The organism is Thermosipho affectus, assembly GCF_001990485.1.
Classification (GTDB): domain Bacteria; phylum Thermotogota; class Thermotogae; order Thermotogales; family Fervidobacteriaceae; genus Thermosipho; species Thermosipho affectus.
This window is the reverse complement of the sequence record NZ_LBFC01000023.1, coordinates 1-14,793: the sequence shown is the minus strand read 5'-3', so window position 1 is coordinate 14,793 and position 14,793 is coordinate 1. Positions and strand designations below refer to the sequence as shown.

15 protein-coding genes are annotated in these 14,793 nt (G+C 31.2%); all 15 read left to right on the top strand.

The window, feature by feature from the left end; translation table 11 throughout:
- Nucleotides 1–17 precede the first annotated feature (17 nt).
- The gene (locus XJ44_RS08400; RefSeq protein ID WP_077198711.1) at nt 18–1,286 is read left to right on the top strand and encodes an ArsB/NhaD family transporter; all 1,269 of its coding nucleotides are present in this window, start codon (nt 18–20) and stop codon (nt 1,284–1,286) included.
- A gap of 14 nt (nt 1,287–1,300) precedes the next feature.
- Entirely contained in the window at nt 1,301–2,239 is a 939-nt protein-coding gene (locus XJ44_RS08395; protein WP_077198710.1) for a calcium/sodium antiporter, read from the top strand.
- A 12-nt stretch (nt 2,240–2,251) separates the two neighbouring features.
- Nucleotides 2,252–3,703 (top strand): IMP dehydrogenase, encoded by a 1,452-nt coding sequence (gene guaB, locus XJ44_RS08390; RefSeq protein WP_077198709.1) that lies wholly within the window; start codon nt 2,252–2,254, stop codon nt 3,701–3,703.
- 175 nt (nt 3,704–3,878) lie between these two features.
- Nucleotides 3,879–5,576: a methyl-accepting chemotaxis protein gene (locus XJ44_RS08385; protein ID WP_077198708.1), complete on the top strand. Its 1,698-nt coding sequence runs from the start codon at nt 3,879–3,881 to the stop codon at nt 5,574–5,576.
- A gap of 83 nt (nt 5,577–5,659) precedes the next feature.
- Nucleotides 5,660–7,087: a cyclomaltodextrinase gene (gene aglB / locus XJ44_RS08380; RefSeq protein WP_077198707.1), complete on the top strand. Its 1,428-nt coding sequence runs from the start codon at nt 5,660–5,662 to the stop codon at nt 7,085–7,087.
- A 10-nt stretch (nt 7,088–7,097) separates the two neighbouring features.
- Nucleotides 7,098–7,796, top strand: coding sequence for a class I SAM-dependent methyltransferase (locus XJ44_RS08375; protein ID WP_077198706.1), 699 nt, complete (start codon nt 7,098–7,100; stop codon nt 7,794–7,796).
- Nucleotides 7,797–7,886: 90 nt separating this feature from the next.
- Nucleotides 7,887–8,621, top strand: a complete 735-nt coding sequence (nadX, locus tag XJ44_RS08370) for an aspartate dehydrogenase (protein ID WP_075666522.1) — start codon at nt 7,887–7,889, stop codon at nt 8,619–8,621.
- Nucleotides 8,622–8,626: 5 nt separating this feature from the next.
- Nucleotides 8,627–9,538 (top strand): quinolinate synthase NadA, encoded by a 912-nt coding sequence (gene nadA, locus XJ44_RS08365; RefSeq protein ID WP_077198705.1) that lies wholly within the window; start codon nt 8,627–8,629, stop codon nt 9,536–9,538.
- A gap of 1 nt (nt 9,539) precedes the next feature.
- The gene (nadC, locus tag XJ44_RS08360; protein WP_075666520.1) at nt 9,540–10,349 is read left to right on the top strand and encodes a carboxylating nicotinate-nucleotide diphosphorylase; all 810 of its coding nucleotides are present in this window, start codon (nt 9,540–9,542) and stop codon (nt 10,347–10,349) included.
- A 185-nt stretch (nt 10,350–10,534) separates the two neighbouring features.
- Nucleotides 10,535–11,758 (top strand): beta-ketoacyl-ACP synthase II, encoded by a 1,224-nt coding sequence (gene fabF, locus XJ44_RS08355; protein WP_075666519.1) that lies wholly within the window; start codon nt 10,535–10,537, stop codon nt 11,756–11,758.
- Nucleotide 11,759: 1 nt separating this feature from the next.
- Nucleotides 11,760–12,167: a 3-hydroxyacyl-ACP dehydratase FabZ gene (fabZ, locus tag XJ44_RS08350; protein ID WP_077198704.1), complete on the top strand. Its 408-nt coding sequence runs from the start codon at nt 11,760–11,762 to the stop codon at nt 12,165–12,167.
- A gap of 4 nt (nt 12,168–12,171) precedes the next feature.
- Complete coding sequence (fabK, locus tag XJ44_RS08345) at nt 12,172–13,101, top strand: enoyl-[acyl-carrier-protein] reductase FabK (protein ID WP_077198703.1); 930 nt, start codon at nt 12,172–12,174, stop codon at nt 13,099–13,101.
- A complete protein-coding gene (locus tag XJ44_RS08340; protein ID WP_077198702.1) occupies nt 13,101–13,604 on the top strand; it encodes a biotin transporter BioY in 504 nt (167 codons plus the stop codon). Before fabK ends, XJ44_RS08340 begins: the two co-directional genes overlap by 1 nt.
- Nucleotides 13,601–14,485: an ACP S-malonyltransferase gene (locus tag XJ44_RS08335; RefSeq protein ID WP_077198701.1), complete on the top strand. Its 885-nt coding sequence runs from the start codon at nt 13,601–13,603 to the stop codon at nt 14,483–14,485. The genes XJ44_RS08340 and XJ44_RS08335 overlap by 4 nt, the downstream gene beginning before the upstream one ends.
- 93 nt (nt 14,486–14,578) lie before the next feature.
- Nucleotides 14,579–14,782: a helix-turn-helix domain-containing protein gene (locus XJ44_RS08330; protein ID WP_198927386.1), complete on the top strand. Its 204-nt coding sequence runs from the start codon at nt 14,579–14,581 to the stop codon at nt 14,780–14,782.
- Nucleotides 14,783–14,793: the final 11 nt, after the last annotated feature.

Sequence of the window (14,793 nt, the reverse complement as noted above, 5' to 3'; positions counted from 1 at the left end):
AAACAGGGGTGAAATAATTGAGTGTAGATGCAATTATTGCTTTAATAATATTTGTTATCGTATACTACTTAATTATTTCAGAAAAGATACATAGGTCTATTGCTGTTGTTTTAGGAGCCTTTATTTTAACATTTTTTGGAGTTTTTGAAGACCCAGATTATTTGTTTAAAAATTATGTGGATTTTGATACTATATTTTTATTGATTGGAATGATGCTTTTAGTTTCTACAATTAAAAGTGTTGGATTTTTTGAATACGTTGCATTTTGGATAATAAAATTTTCAAAGAATTCTTTACTAAAGATTTTTTTGCTTATTAATTTTTTTGTTGCACTGTTTTCAGCTTTTATTGATAATGTCACTACTGTAATGATTTTTATACCTATTACTTTGGCAATTGCCGATGCAGCCAATATCGATCCTACCTTTTTTGTACTTTCAGAGGTTTTTAGTTCAAACATTGGAGGAACTGCAACACTAATTGGAGACCCACCTAATATTTTAATAGGTAATGCTGCACGTTTAACATTTAATGATTTTATTTTAAATACTGCATTCCCAACAATTATAACGCTATTAATTGTGTTGATTATATTTTTGATTAAATATAAAAAGTTTTTATCCAATAAAATAGAATTTAATTTTAATGAACTTTCAATATCGAAGAAAAATTTGATAAAGTCATTTATTTTGCTTTCAGTTGTAATATTGCTTTTTGTCCTTCAAGAAAAATTACAGATTCACAGCTCTATTATAGCTTTTGGTATGGGTTTTGTTTCTATTTTAGTTATTGATCCAAAAAACTTGGAAAAACATTTTGCAGAAATTGAGTGGAGTACTATATTTTTCTTTATAGGTTTGTTTATTATTACAGGTGCTTTAGAAGATACGGGAATTTTAAAACAAGTTGCCTTGGTTTTGAGTGAAAATTTTGGAAATTCACCCAGATTATTTGGTTTGGGTTTGATAGTTATGTCATTCTTTGTGAGTGGATTTTTTGATAATATTCCGTTTACGGCAACTATGATTCCGGTAATAAAGATGTTGCCGTCAATAAACTCATCTTTTTCAAATTTGATGCCGTATTGGTGGGCACTATCATTGGGAGTTTGCTATGGTGGAAACTTTACTCCAATTGGTGCATCTGCAAATATTGTTGCAATTACTATGCTTGTAAAATATTCCAAGAAAAACGTTTCATTTAAAGATTTTTTCAAGTTTTCAGTTATTCCTTCTTTGGTCTCTTTGATTATTTCTATCGTTTACATAGAAATTAGATATTTTTAAAGGGAGTGGCATGTATGATTTTAAACCTTTTAGGCCTTATAATTGGATTTGTTTTATTAATAAAGGGAGCAGATTGGTTAGTTGATGGGGCAGTTTCAATTGCTCTGGGTTTGGGAATTTCGAAAATTGTCGTAGGACTTTCAGTTGTAGCATTTGGAACTTCACTGCCTGAATTGGTTGCTTCGTTGGTTTCTGTTGTAAAAGGACATAGTAGCGTATCCATATCTAACGTCGTGGGGAGTAATATAGCCAATATTGCAATTGCTCTAGCTTTGGCAGCTTTAATTTCAAATATTAAGATAGAAAAAAATACATCTATGGTTGAAATACCTTTTATGATTATCTCTACAGTAGTTTTTACGGTACTTTTTTTAAGAGAAAAAATTTTAATGTGGAATTACGGAGTAGTTTTTGTTTCACTTTTAATTATTTATCTTTATTATTTAATTAAAAGTGACAAAGAAATGGTAGAAAAAGAATTTGAATCTGAAGCAAAAGTTTACAAAACAAATATAGCTTTTCTTCTTGTAGGTGTAGGTGTTTTAGGTATTTGGTTAGGTGGAGAGCTCACAATAGATAATGTAGTGAAAATAGCAAAATATTTTCATCTTAGTGAAACGTTTGTGGGATTGACAATCGTTGCTATAGGGACTTCATTACCAGAAATAGTTGTAAGTTTAATTTCAACTTTAAAAAAAGAACAAGATATATTAGTTGGAAACATAGTCGGAAGTAATATTTTTAATATTTTATTTATTTTAGGGATTAGTTCTTTGGTAGGTACTTTGGGAATTGATGTTAAAAGCTTTACTTTAGACCTTATTATAATGAATTTATTATCTATTTTGTTATTCTTGTTTGCGATTTTTAGGAAAAAGATAGGAAAATTAGAAGGTATAGTATTTTTAACTATCTATATAATTTACATATATCAAATCATTTTAAGAAAATAGGGGGGTGTAGTTATGAGAGAGGCATTAACTTTCGATGATGTGCTTCTTATTCCAGGGTATAGTGAAGTTTTACCTGCAGATGTAGAAGTAAAGACAAGATTAACACGGCAAATTAGTTTAAATATACCACTTGTAAGTGCTGCTATGGATACAGTTACTGAAGCGGAACTTGCAAAAGCTATAGCAAGAGAAGGTGGTATAGGAATAATCCATAAAAATTTATCTATTGAAGAACAAGCGCATCAAGTTAAGATTGTTAAAAGGACTGAAAATGGTATAATAGATGACCCTGTTACAATTTCTCCAGATATTAGCGTAGAAGAAGCAGAAAAAATAATGGCAGAGTATAAGATAGGAGGACTTCCAGTTGTCGATGAATCCAATAAATTATTGGGATTGATTACAAATAGAGATATAAGATTTGAAAGGAATTTAAAAAAAACTGTAAAAAAATTGATGACTCCTGTTAGTGATTTAATAGTTGCTAATGAGGGAATTTCTCTTGAGGAAGCAAGAGATATTTTACACGAAAACAAAATAGAAAAACTACCTATTGTAAGATCCGATGGTACTCTTTCGGGACTTATTACTATCAAAGACATAAGGAGCGTTGTAGAGCATCCAAACGCATCGAGAGATAAGAAAGGAAGACTTTTAGTTGGCGCAGCAGTTGGAACAAGTGAAGATACTTTACTAAGGGTGGAAAAATTAATTTCCGCAGGAGTAGATGTTATAGTTGTTGATACAGCACACGGACATTCAAAAAAAGTTATAGAAACTCTGGTGAAAATAAGAGAAAATTTTCCTCATATTTCAATTATTGCCGGGAATGTGGCAACGGCAGAAGCAACGGAAATGTTAATAAAATCAGGCGCTGATGCTGTAAAAGTAGGAATTGGGCCTGGTTCGATTTGTACTACAAGGGTCGTTGCAGGTATTGGAGTCCCCCAATTAACAGCAATATTTGATTGCGTTAACGTGGCAAAGAAATACGATGTACCAATAATAGCTGATGGTGGGATTAGATTCTCTGGTGATATAGTTAAAGCTCTAGCTGCAGGTGCTGAAGCGGTAATGTTGGGTAGTATCTTTGCAGGAACTGAAGAAGCACCAGGAGAAACAATTTTATATCAAGGAAGAAAATATAAGTCATATAGAGGAATGGGATCGCTAGGTGCTATGAGCAGAGGAAGTGCAGATAGATATTTTCAAAGTAAAAACCAAAAATTTATACCTGAAGGTGTTGAAGGAATGGTACCATATAAAGGTGATGTTAAAGATGTTGTATATCAATTGATAGGCGGACTTCGCTCAGGAATGGGGTATGTCGGAGCAGCAACTATAAAAGAATTACATAAAAAAGCTAATTTTATAAAAATTACCGCCGCATCGGTTAAAGAAAGTCATCCTCATGATATAATAATAACTAAAGAACCACCTAATTATTGGTCTAAAAGTGTATAGGTTGAATAATAAATCCGGTATTTAATACCGGATTTATTTTGTATTTTTAATTAAATGTTTATACATTTGTTTTAATTAATTAGTAACATTGTTAAATCAAAGATAACCATTGTAATTTATATGTAGTACAATCTAAATTAAGGATATAAAAAATATATGAAGTAGGTGAGAGAATATGAAGTTGAAAAGTTTATCTAGTTTGATAATGTTTTTGACTATTGGTACTGTGATATTTGTTTCTATTTTTTTCTTGTGGTTCAGTTATGTTAATTTTTATAAAGAGTTAAGGTATGAAAAAATAGATAAGGTAAAAAGTGTGGTTGAAAGTGCATATGGTATTGTGGAAAATATCTACAAAATGGAGAAAAATGGAATTATAGATCATAATAAGGCAATAGATTTTGTGAAAAGATATATTTCTTCAATGAAATTTGATGGGAGTAATTACGTATTTATTTTTAATGAAAAATATGTTGGAATTGTACATCCGACTTTGGAAAACAAAAAAGCAAATAATATAAGAGATCCAAAAGGAAGGTTAATACTTGTTGATTTAGTAGATGGTGCAAAAAGAAACGGTGAGTTTATATATGAATATGTTTGGAATAAACCATCGTTGGGAAAAGATGTAGGTAAAATTTCATATGCAAAGTGGTTTGCCCCATACAAATTTATAATTGGAGCAGGAGTTTATATTGATGATATTAATAAAATAGTAAATAGTTTTTTCATTAAAAATTTGATTACAATATTAATAGTTCTCGGAATTACTTTCATAGTTGTACTTTATATAGGAAAAGGTATAAAGAGAGATGTAAAAAAAGTTGCTTTAGTTGTTGAAAATGTTTCTAAAGGAGTTTTATCTGAGAAAGTACAAGTAGATAGGAAAGATGAAATAGGTAAAATAGCAAATTCATTAAACAATATGATTGATGGTTTAAGAACAATAGTTTCTTCTCTTACTAAAAATTCGAAAAACTTAGAGGAGTCATCGCAAAGTTTATATGAAATTTCAAATAAGGAAAAAGATGTAGCCGAAAATTTAGTGAAGACATTTGGAAAAGTTGTTTCAGATTCGCAAAATATTTCGGCATCGCTTGAAGAGATAAATTCAAGCATTGAGGAAGTTGCGGCAAGTGCACAAGCTGTTTCTAAAGCTTCGATGGAATTAGCAGAACGTTCTAATGAAATTTCTGAAAGCGTAAAAGATGGAGCAAACTCTGTAAGTAGAGTATATGAAATAATCGAGAAAGGATATAACGAAATTTTGTATACTGCTAAAATGGTTGACGAATTATCTTTGTCTGCTGCAAATATTAAAGAAATATTAGAAACAATTAATGGAATTTCTGAACAAACAAATTTACTTGCACTAAATGCTGCGATTGAGGCTGCAAGAGCAGGAGAAGCTGGTAAAGGGTTTGCAGTGGTTGCTGATGAAATTAGAAAACTTGCGGAAGAAAGCAAAAAAGCGACAAATAATATTGCAAATATTTTAGAAAAAATAAGGGAAAATGCCAATATAGTTAATGAAAATACAAAAAATACAGTTACAAGCATAAAAGATGCGGCAGATTTTTCAAAAGATGTTAAGGTAAAACTTGAAAAAATTGAAGAAGAAATATTTGGGATTACGAATATGATTAATAATACAGCTGCATCCGCTCAGGAGCAAAGTGCAGCAGCAGAGGAAATGTCTAGTGCAGTTGATAGTACAACTAGAACGCTCTCAGAACAAGTACATAGGATTGAATTAAATAAGGATATGCTTGATGATCTTGAAAAGGGAATAACAAAATTAAATACGATGAGTAATGATTTAAAGAAAGTAGTTACTGTTTTAAACAAAATAGTAAATAGTTTCAGATTTTAGGTGTATTTTAATAAAGAATCTGCACTGGTTTTCCAGTGCAGTTTTTTGTGATATACTTTTTTTCAGAAACAGGAGGTGTTTTGATGAGATTTCCTATACCATCTTGGGCATTCGATTCTGTAATATATCAAATATTTCCAGATAGGTTTTTTATTGGAAACGGTTCAAATGTTGAGTTGAAAAGAAATCTTTACGAAAAAAGAGGAGGAAGAATAGAAAATTGGGATGTTCCTCCAAAAAAAAAGGAGAGAAGCGAGCACGTAAAGGTATTTTACGGAGGAGATTTATGGGGGGTTGCCGATAAAATTAGTTACTTAAAGGAATTGGGAGTAAATGTTATTTATTTAACACCGATATTTTTATCAAATTCCAATCACAAGTATGATGCCATCGATTATTTTAAAGTTGATCCTCAATTTGGAGGAATAAAAGCATTAAAGAAGCTTTTAAAAAAATTGCATAAGGGAAACATGAAATTGATTTTAGATGGAGTTTTTAATCATGTTGGAAAAGAGAATGTATATTTTAAAAAGGCCTTAAAGGGTAATAAGTCTTTTAAAAATATGTTTGTTTTTTATGAGAAGCATTATAGGGGTTGGTGGGGAACAAAGAGTTTACCAGAACTTGTTTTGGAAGAAATATCTGTCAAAGAATACATTACCAATGTTTTGATTAAATATCTTGAATTGGGAATTGATGGTTGGAGATTAGATTGTGGCCAGGATCTTGGCCCAGAGTTTAGTAGATATATAACTTCAAAAGTGAAAGGTTTTTCTTCAGAAAAGTATGTGGTAAGTGAACTTTGGACGTATCCTGCAGGATGGGATATGGTTGACGGAGTAATGAACTACCATTTTAGAGAAAATATAATATCCTACGTTAAAGGGACTAATAAAAATTTTGGACTTTATCTTGAAAGAATGTATAAAGAAACAAGTAATATTTTAACATGCTGGAATATGTTAGATAGTCATGATACGGAAAGACTTGCTACAATAATTGAGGATAAATTTTTGAGGATGTTTGCAATATTTCTTCAGTTTACTTATCCCGGTGTACCTGTAATATATTATGGGACAGAAATTGGTATGGATGGTGGTCCTGATCCAGAGTGTAGAAAGACAATGGATTGGAATGAAAATAATTGGGATATAGAATTAAGGGATTTTTATAAAAAAATTATTAAATTAAGAAGAAAAGAACCAGCTTTGCGTTATGGAGGGTTTGAATTGTTAAATAATGACCCAATCGTATTTATGAGAAAAACCCCTATGGTTTTGGATAATCTGATTGTATATGGAAATATCTACGATAAACCATATGAATTAATTGTAAATTTACCCGATAATAGAATCTTGAGCGGAACTGAATATGTTGATTTATTTAATGATGAAAAATACTATGTTAAAGGTGGAACATTGCAGATAAGGATGTCACCACGTTCTTTTGGAATTTTAAAATTGAAAAATACCATAGTAAACAACTATGATCAATATAAAAGAATAAGTTAGGAGGTTAGTTGTGAAATCGTATGAATATTATGAAAAAATAGCTCACTTATACGATCAAATGTATGAAGATGAGGAATGGACAATTTTAAGACAGGCCGTACAAATTTATATAGAAAATGTAATTGGTTCATTAAGTGGCAAAGTATTGGATGTGGGAACTGGGACAGGATATTGGCTGAATTTTTTTTTGAAAAAGAATTTTCAAGTGTATGCCATTGAACCTTCAAAAAAAATGTTAGAAATAGCTAAAAGAAAGTATAAAGACAAGGTAAAGTTTTTCAACACGAAAATTGAAGAGTTTGAATTTGAAGACAGATTTGACATCTTAAACTTGCAAGGAGACGTTTTGAGTTATATTGAAGATTTGGATTTTGTAATGAAAAAAATGAAAAATTTAGTTAAGAATAAAGGATATATATTTGCAACTGTAGATAGTTTCTATTTTATGAGAAGGCAGATAATAAAATATGGAAATTTAAAAGAACTAAGAGACTTTGATAGAACGCATATTACCACTGTTGGATCGCAGTATGGAACTTTTAAATCTAGGTGCTTTACTGTTGAGGATATTTTAAATCTCAAAAGGTATGGATTTGAAGTTATTGATATAAGGGGATGTGGTCTTTCAAAAGTATTATCTGAGGAATTAAAAAACTCGTATTTAGTAAAAGAAGCAGAGCATATATTTTTTGCATTGAGAAAGTTATAAAAACAAGGGTAACCTTTACCCTTGTTTTTTTGGTCACTGAGTTGACAAATGTAATTATCAGATGTAAAATATTTTCGGAGGTGAAGACAGATGAAACCAATGTTTTTGGGATTTGGAAATTCAACGAAGATAATTTTAAAAGAATTAAAAGATATTATTGATGATTTTTATTACTATGATGAGAAAAAAATAACAAGTGACTTGGGGATTAGATTAGAAAATTTTTCTATTCCAGAAGATTGTGATATGGTTATAGAATGTGCATCTGTTGGAGCGGTAAAAAAATATTACAGAGAAATTTTAGATTCAGGAAAAGATTTTTATATTTTAAGTACAGGTGCATTTGCAGATTCAACTTTTAGGAATAATTTTATGAAAAAAATTGTAGATTCTAAATCTAACATTTATATACCATCTGGGGCTATTGGAGGATTAGATGTTATTTATTCAATTAGAAAATATATTGATAAAGTATTTTTGAAAACTTTCAAACCACCAATTTCTTTTGGAAGAAATGATAAAAAAAGGGAGTTAATTTTTAGTGGAAATGCAATAGATGCCATAAATAGATTTCCAAAAAATACCAATGTTTCCGTCACTTTGTCGCTAGCAGTTGGAAGTTTTGAAAAAGTATTGGTGGAAATTTATTCAGAACCAAATGTTGAGAAGAATATACATAAAATTGAAGCAATTTCAAGTGTGGGAAATTACACATTTACCTTTGAAAATAATCAATCTCCCAATCCTAAAACAAGTTTGTTAGCTCCACTAACTTTAGCGGCGGTTTTGAGAAAAAATTTTGAAAAAATAAAGATAGGAGGTTAATATTTATGGAACTCTTGAAAAAAAAGATAAAAAAATTAGCAAAGGAAAAAGGGTATATAATTCTTGCACATAATTATCAAAGTAGAGATATACAGGAAATAGCGGATTATTTGGGGGATTCTTTGCAACTTGCAAGGCTTGCTACAAGAATTAAAGACGAAAAAATCTTATTTTTAGGCGTAGATTTTATGGCAGAAACTATAAAGATTTTAAATCCTAATAAAAAAGTTATAGTTCCCGCGAGATCAGCTACTTGTCCTATGGCTAATTCCCTTACATCAGAGCTTATAATAGCTGCGAAAAAAAAGTATAATGTTCCATTTGTCATATATGTCAATAGCACAGCACAATCAAAAATGTATGCAGATTTTGCGTGTACTTCAGCAAACGCAGTAGAAATAGTAAAAAAAATAGATAGTGATACAGTTCTTTTCGGACCTGATAAGAATCTTGCAAGTTATGTAGCAGAAAAAACCGGAAAGAAAATTATTCCTGTTCCTGGTGAAACAGGTTATTGTTATGTTCATAACTATATAACTAAAGAAGATGTTTTGGAGTTAAAAAAGAAGTATCCCAAGGCAAAAGTTATATCGCATCCAGAGGTTTCTAAAGAAATAAGAGAAATATCTGATTATATTGGAAGTACATCACAAATGGAAAAGTTTCCTAAATTAGATAAAGGAAATAAATATATAGTTGTAACAGAAAAAGATATGGTTGTTAAGTTGAGAAAAATCTATCCAAAAAAGATGTTTATACAAATTGATGGTGCAATTTGTAATAACATGAAAAAGAATAATTTAAAGAATATTTTATTGGCATTGGAAAAAGAACAATTTGAAGTAGAAGTTCCTTTGGAAGTCTCTGAAAAGGCAAAGATTCCAATAAAAAATATGTTTAAACTTATGGAGGTATAAAATGATAAATAAAATTATTGAATGGATTGAAAAGGATGAAGGGTTGATTGATTTTGCATCGTATCCTTTGAAAAATAAATATGTAGAGGCTGAAATAGTTTTGAAACAAGATGCAGTGTTATCGGGAATAAAGATTGTAAAGCATATTTTTAAGCATTATGATTTGGAATATAAAATAAATTTTCATGATGGCGATTTTGTAAAAAAAGATAGCATTTTATTAACTTTAAACGGCAATGCATACAACATTTTAGTAATAGAGAGAACTGTTCTAAATATTTTATCACTAATGAGTGGAATAGCTACAAAGGTGAGAAAGTTTGTGGATATTGCTAAAGATTTTGGGATTACAATATCTGCTACAAGAAAAATAATTCCTTTAATTGGAGATCTTGAAAAATTAGCAGTATTAGACGGTGGAGGAAACACACACAGATTAAATCTTTCTGATACTGTTATGATTAAAGATAACCACAAAAAAATATACGGATCAATAAAGAAAGCAGTTAATCAGATTTCAAAGATAAAGCCCTTTACCTCTAAAATAGAAGTAGAAATTGAAAACTTTAAAGAATTAGAAGAAGTATTAGATTTAGATGTGGATATTGTCATGTTGGATAATTTTAATCCAAAAGATGCAAAAAAGGCTGTAGAATTAATAAAAAATAAAAAGAACATAATAGTAGAAGTTTCAGGTGGAATTTGTGAAGAAAATCTGAAAGATTATTTGATAAATGGAGTTGATGTAATTTCAATTGGAAGGTTAACAAGCGAAATAAAATACATTGATATTTCAATGGAAATTTGCTAGTAAATAAATTTTTAAAAATCCGGAGAATTCCCTCCGGATTTTTTTATTTTAAATTTAAATTATTGCAACAAACAAAATTGTGAATATGTGAAAAGCATAATATTTAAAAGTAATTATAAGTTTGCTTGACTTAAAAAAGTTAAATTGATATAATTTTATCAGATGATTTAAAGGAGGGTGATAATGTGAGAAGAGTTTTAATTACAGGTATGGGGACCATTAATCCGCTGGGAAAAAACGTAGAGGAATTTTCCAATAGCTTAAAAAATACAGTTGTAGGAATAGATAAGATCTCTAGCTTTGATCCTAGTGATTTGCCCGTCCAAATTGCTGGTGAAGTAAAAAATTTCAAACCAGAAGAATATATTGACAGAAAATTATCCAAAAGAATTGATAGATATTCACAATTTGCGTTAGTTGCAGCAAAAGAAGCGATTGAATCGTCTAGAATAAATTTTGAAGGGATAGAGGATAGAGTTGCGGTAATCATTGCAAGTGGAATGGGAGGATTTTTAACTTTAGATAATCAAAATGAAGTGTTTAAGAAAAGAGGAGCAAATAGAGTAAGCCCATTTATGATACCGATGTTGCTTTCCAATATGGCCAGTGGAGTTGTGTCGATGGTATATGGTTTGAAAGGTCCAAATTTTTCCGTGGTAAGTGCATGTGCAAGTTCAATTCATGCAATTGCTTTAGGGACGATGTTAATAAGACATGGATATGTGGATGTTGCTATAGTAGGAGGTGCAGAAGCTACAATTGCTCCACTGCCAATAGCAGGATTTGCTGCAATGAAAGCTCTTTCAACAAGAAATAATGACCCAAAAAAAGCTTCAAGACCTTTTGACAAGGACAGGGACGGATTTGTAATGTCAGAGGGTGCAGGAGTCTTAGTGTTAGAATCTGAAGATTTTGCAAGAAAGAGGAATGCGGAAGTTTTAGCGGAGGTTAAAGGTTTTGGTATGAATGACGATGCGTATCATTTTAGTGCGCCGCATCCTGAGGCAACAGGTTCAAAAGCTGTAATGAAAATGGCTTTAAACGATGCTAAAATGGAGCCGAGTAACATAGACTTGGTAAGTTGCCATGCGACAAGTACTCCTGTAGGTGATGAACTCGAAGCCAAAGCGATTCTGGATATTTTTGGTGATAAAGATGTATTTGTTAATTCGACTAAAGCTTTAACAGGTCATCTTTTGGGGGCGGCAGGAGCTGTTGAAACAATAGCTGCTTTGATTGAAATGAAAGAAGGATTTATTCATGGAATGCCAAATTTGGAAAACCCAGATGAAAATTCATCAAAAATTAATATTGTAAAGGACAGTGTAAATTATAGGGTAAATAACTTTTTGAAAAATTCTTTTGGTTTTGGTGGACACAATGCGTGTATTGTTGTAGGGAGGTATTAACATGGATAAAAACGAAATAATGAAAATACTTCCGCATAGAGAACCAATTCTTTTAGTTGATAGAGTGTTGAAAAAAGAAGAAAAAAAGATTATTGCAGAGAAAGATATTATATCAACCCTTGAAATATTTAAAGGTCATTTTCCTGATTATCCGATATATCCTGGCGTGTATATAATAGAAGGGATGGCACAGGCGGCTGGAATTATGCTTTTAAAAGGTGATGATATTCCTTTATTTCTTGGAATTGATAATGCAAGATTCAAAAAAGAAGTAAGGCCGGATTGTATATTGAGGTACGAAGTTGAATTGAAGAATATTAAATCAAATATCGTATTTGTTGAAGGAAAAGCATACGTGGAAAACAAAGTTGTGGCTAAAGCAATACTAATGTTGGGAATGAAGAGGTGATTTAATGAATAGAATATGTAAGCTATTAGATATAAAATATCCCATCCTCATGGGTGGTATGTCTTGGGCGGGAACTGCAAAATTAGCTGCAGCTGTTTCAAATGCTGGTGGATTGGGAATTATTGGTGCAGGTCCAATGAAGGCAGATGATTTGGAAAATGAAATTGAAAGAGTAAGAAATTTAACGGATAAACCTTTCGGCATTAATATTATTTTGGTTTCTCCATATGTGGAAGAATTAATAGATGTAGTTATTGAAAAGAAAGTTCCAGTTGTTACATTTGGTGCAGGAAATCCTACAAAATACATAAAAAGATTAAAAGAGAATAATATTAAAGTAATTCCAGTAGTTGCTTCTGATAGTCTTGCAAGAATGGTAGAAAGAAGTGGAGCAGATGCAGTAATTGCTGAGGGTATGGAATCAGGCGGGCATATTGGTGAAGTTACGACCTTTGTTCTTATAAATGCAGTTTCAAGAAAGGTAAAAATTCCCGTTATTGCTGCCGGTGGGATATCTGATGGCAGAGGAATGGCTGCAGCATTCGCGTTAGGTGCAGAAGGAATACAAATGGGTACAAGATTTATAGCTTCCAAAGAAGCAGAAGTACATGAAAATTTCAAAAAATTAATATTAAAATCTGGAATTAGAGATACCGTAATAACTGGTGCTGCGTTAGGACATTCTGCGAGAGTTGTAAAGACAAAATTTTCAAAGGTAGTTCGTAAATTGGAAGTTTCAAGTCCACAAGAGGCAGAAAGTATTCTTGTTGGTAGTTTGAGAAAAGCAGTTATTGATGGTAATACAGATGAAGGTTCTTTTATGGCGGGTCAATCTGTAGGATTGATAGATGATGTAAAGACTGTTGATGAAATTATTCGAGAAATTGTAAGTGAATATAAGGAGGTAATTTTAGGGTTAAAGGGGGAATTTTAATGAAAACAAAAGAGTTAGCACTAGTTGCACTTTTTGTTACTCTAACTATTGTGGGGGCTCAAATAAGTATTCCAATTGGTACAGTACCAATTACTTTGCAGGTTTTAATGATTTTTATAACGGGATATTTTTTAAAACCATTTTATGCATTTTTAGTCCAGGTAATATATTTGGCTTTAGGTATAATTGGATTACCAGTTTTCGCCGGATTTTCCGGAGGAATAGTTCATCTTTTTGGTCCTACTGGAGGGTACTTAATGGCTTTTCCGGTTGCGGCGTTAATCGTTGGTTTTTCTAAAAAAGATTATTTTTCTATGTTCATTTATGGAATTTTGGGACTTGCTATAATTTATTTATTTGGTTTTTCTGTGTTAGCATATCATTTGAAAAGTTTTTCAAAAGCGTTTTTTGTCGGTGTACTTCCATTTATTGGAATTGATTTTGTAAAGATGGTTTTAGCAGTTGTTATTTCAAAAAGAGTTTTGAAGGTGGTGGAAGCATGAGGGCGTTTTTGTTTCCAGGACAAGGTTCGCAATATTCCGGAATGGCTGAAGATTTTTCCGTGTTACCAGATTGGAATTATTATAGTAAAAGGGCAGAAGAAGTTTTGAACTTAAATTTGATTGATATAATGAATGGTAATGAAGAAGTATTGAAACTTACAGAGAATGCACAACCTGCAATATATTTGGCAAGTTATGTTGGATATAAATTTTTAGAGAAAAATGGTGTAACCTATCATATTACAGCTGGACATAGTTTGGGAGAATATACAGCATTTGCTGCCGCAGGGGTTTATGATTTTGATTTTGGAATATACTTGGTAAGAAAGAGAGGAGAGTATATTTCAGAAGCAATAGAACCAGGTAAAGGTAGTATGGCAGCTGTCTTGAGAATTTCCCCATCACAAGTTGAAGAATTAGTGAAAAATTATGAAGGACTTTATGTTGCAAATTATAATTCGTCAACTCAAACTGTGATAAGTGGATTAAAAATATCTCTAGACAAGTTTATAAATGATTGCAAAGAAAAAGGAATTAGAGTTGCAGAATTAGTAGTTTCAGGCCCATTTCATACTCCTTTTTTAAAAAGTGCAAGGGAAAAATTGATTGGTGAAATAGAACATGTTAAATTTAATAAACCAAAAGTCCCTATTGTCTTAAATAGTACAGGAAAAGCATCAACTGATCCAGAAGAGTTAAAATATTATTTATTGGAGCAAATATCTGGCCCGGTGTATTGGTATCAATCAATAAAATATATGTTAGCTTTAGGTGTAACCGAGTTTATTGAAATAGGGCCAAAGAATGTATTATTAAATATGTTAAAAAGAGAAAGAATAAATATAAAACATTTTAGAGAATTTGAAAATGTAAAGTTATAAAAATCCCCCGTCTTGCACTGAACCCCAAAAATGAAACAATAAAAAAAGCACCCCCGAAGTGGTAAAATAAAACCAACGAGGGGGTGTTTTTCCTTGGCAAAGAAAGGGCAGAAATTTAAGAACTATTCTTCTAAACTAAAAGAAGAGGTCATTAGACTTTACTTTGAAGAGCAACTTCCGAAACGAACCATTGCTTCTCTTTTGGATATTGATCAAAGCAGAGTTCGTTTGTGGATTAACAACTATCTTACACATGGGACAGTTGAACTATGTAAAAGTCAACATAAAAATGTATAAAAAAGGGAAAA

Coding starts and splice junctions, on each gene's coding strand:
- XJ44_RS08395 (WP_077198710.1), top strand. CDS start 1,301: ATGATTTTAAACCTTTTAGGCCTTATAATTGGATTTGTTTTATTAATA.
- guaB (WP_077198709.1), top strand. CDS start 2,252: ATGAGAGAGGCATTAACTTTCGATGATGTGCTTCTTATTCCAGGGTAT.
- XJ44_RS08385 (WP_077198708.1), top strand. CDS start 3,879: ATGAAGTTGAAAAGTTTATCTAGTTTGATAATGTTTTTGACTATTGGT.
- aglB (WP_077198707.1), top strand. CDS start 5,660: ATGAGATTTCCTATACCATCTTGGGCATTCGATTCTGTAATATATCAA.
- nadX (WP_075666522.1), top strand. CDS start 7,887: ATGAAACCAATGTTTTTGGGATTTGGAAATTCAACGAAGATAATTTTA.
- nadA (WP_077198705.1), top strand. CDS start 8,627: ATGGAACTCTTGAAAAAAAAGATAAAAAAATTAGCAAAGGAAAAAGGG.
- nadC (WP_075666520.1), top strand. CDS start 9,540: ATGATAAATAAAATTATTGAATGGATTGAAAAGGATGAAGGGTTGATT.
- fabZ (WP_077198704.1), top strand. CDS start 11,760: ATGGATAAAAACGAAATAATGAAAATACTTCCGCATAGAGAACCAATT.
- fabK (WP_077198703.1), top strand. CDS start 12,172: ATGAATAGAATATGTAAGCTATTAGATATAAAATATCCCATCCTCATG.
- XJ44_RS08340 (WP_077198702.1), top strand. CDS start 13,101: ATGAAAACAAAAGAGTTAGCACTAGTTGCACTTTTTGTTACTCTAACT.
- XJ44_RS08335 (WP_077198701.1), top strand. CDS start 13,601: ATGAGGGCGTTTTTGTTTCCAGGACAAGGTTCGCAATATTCCGGAATG.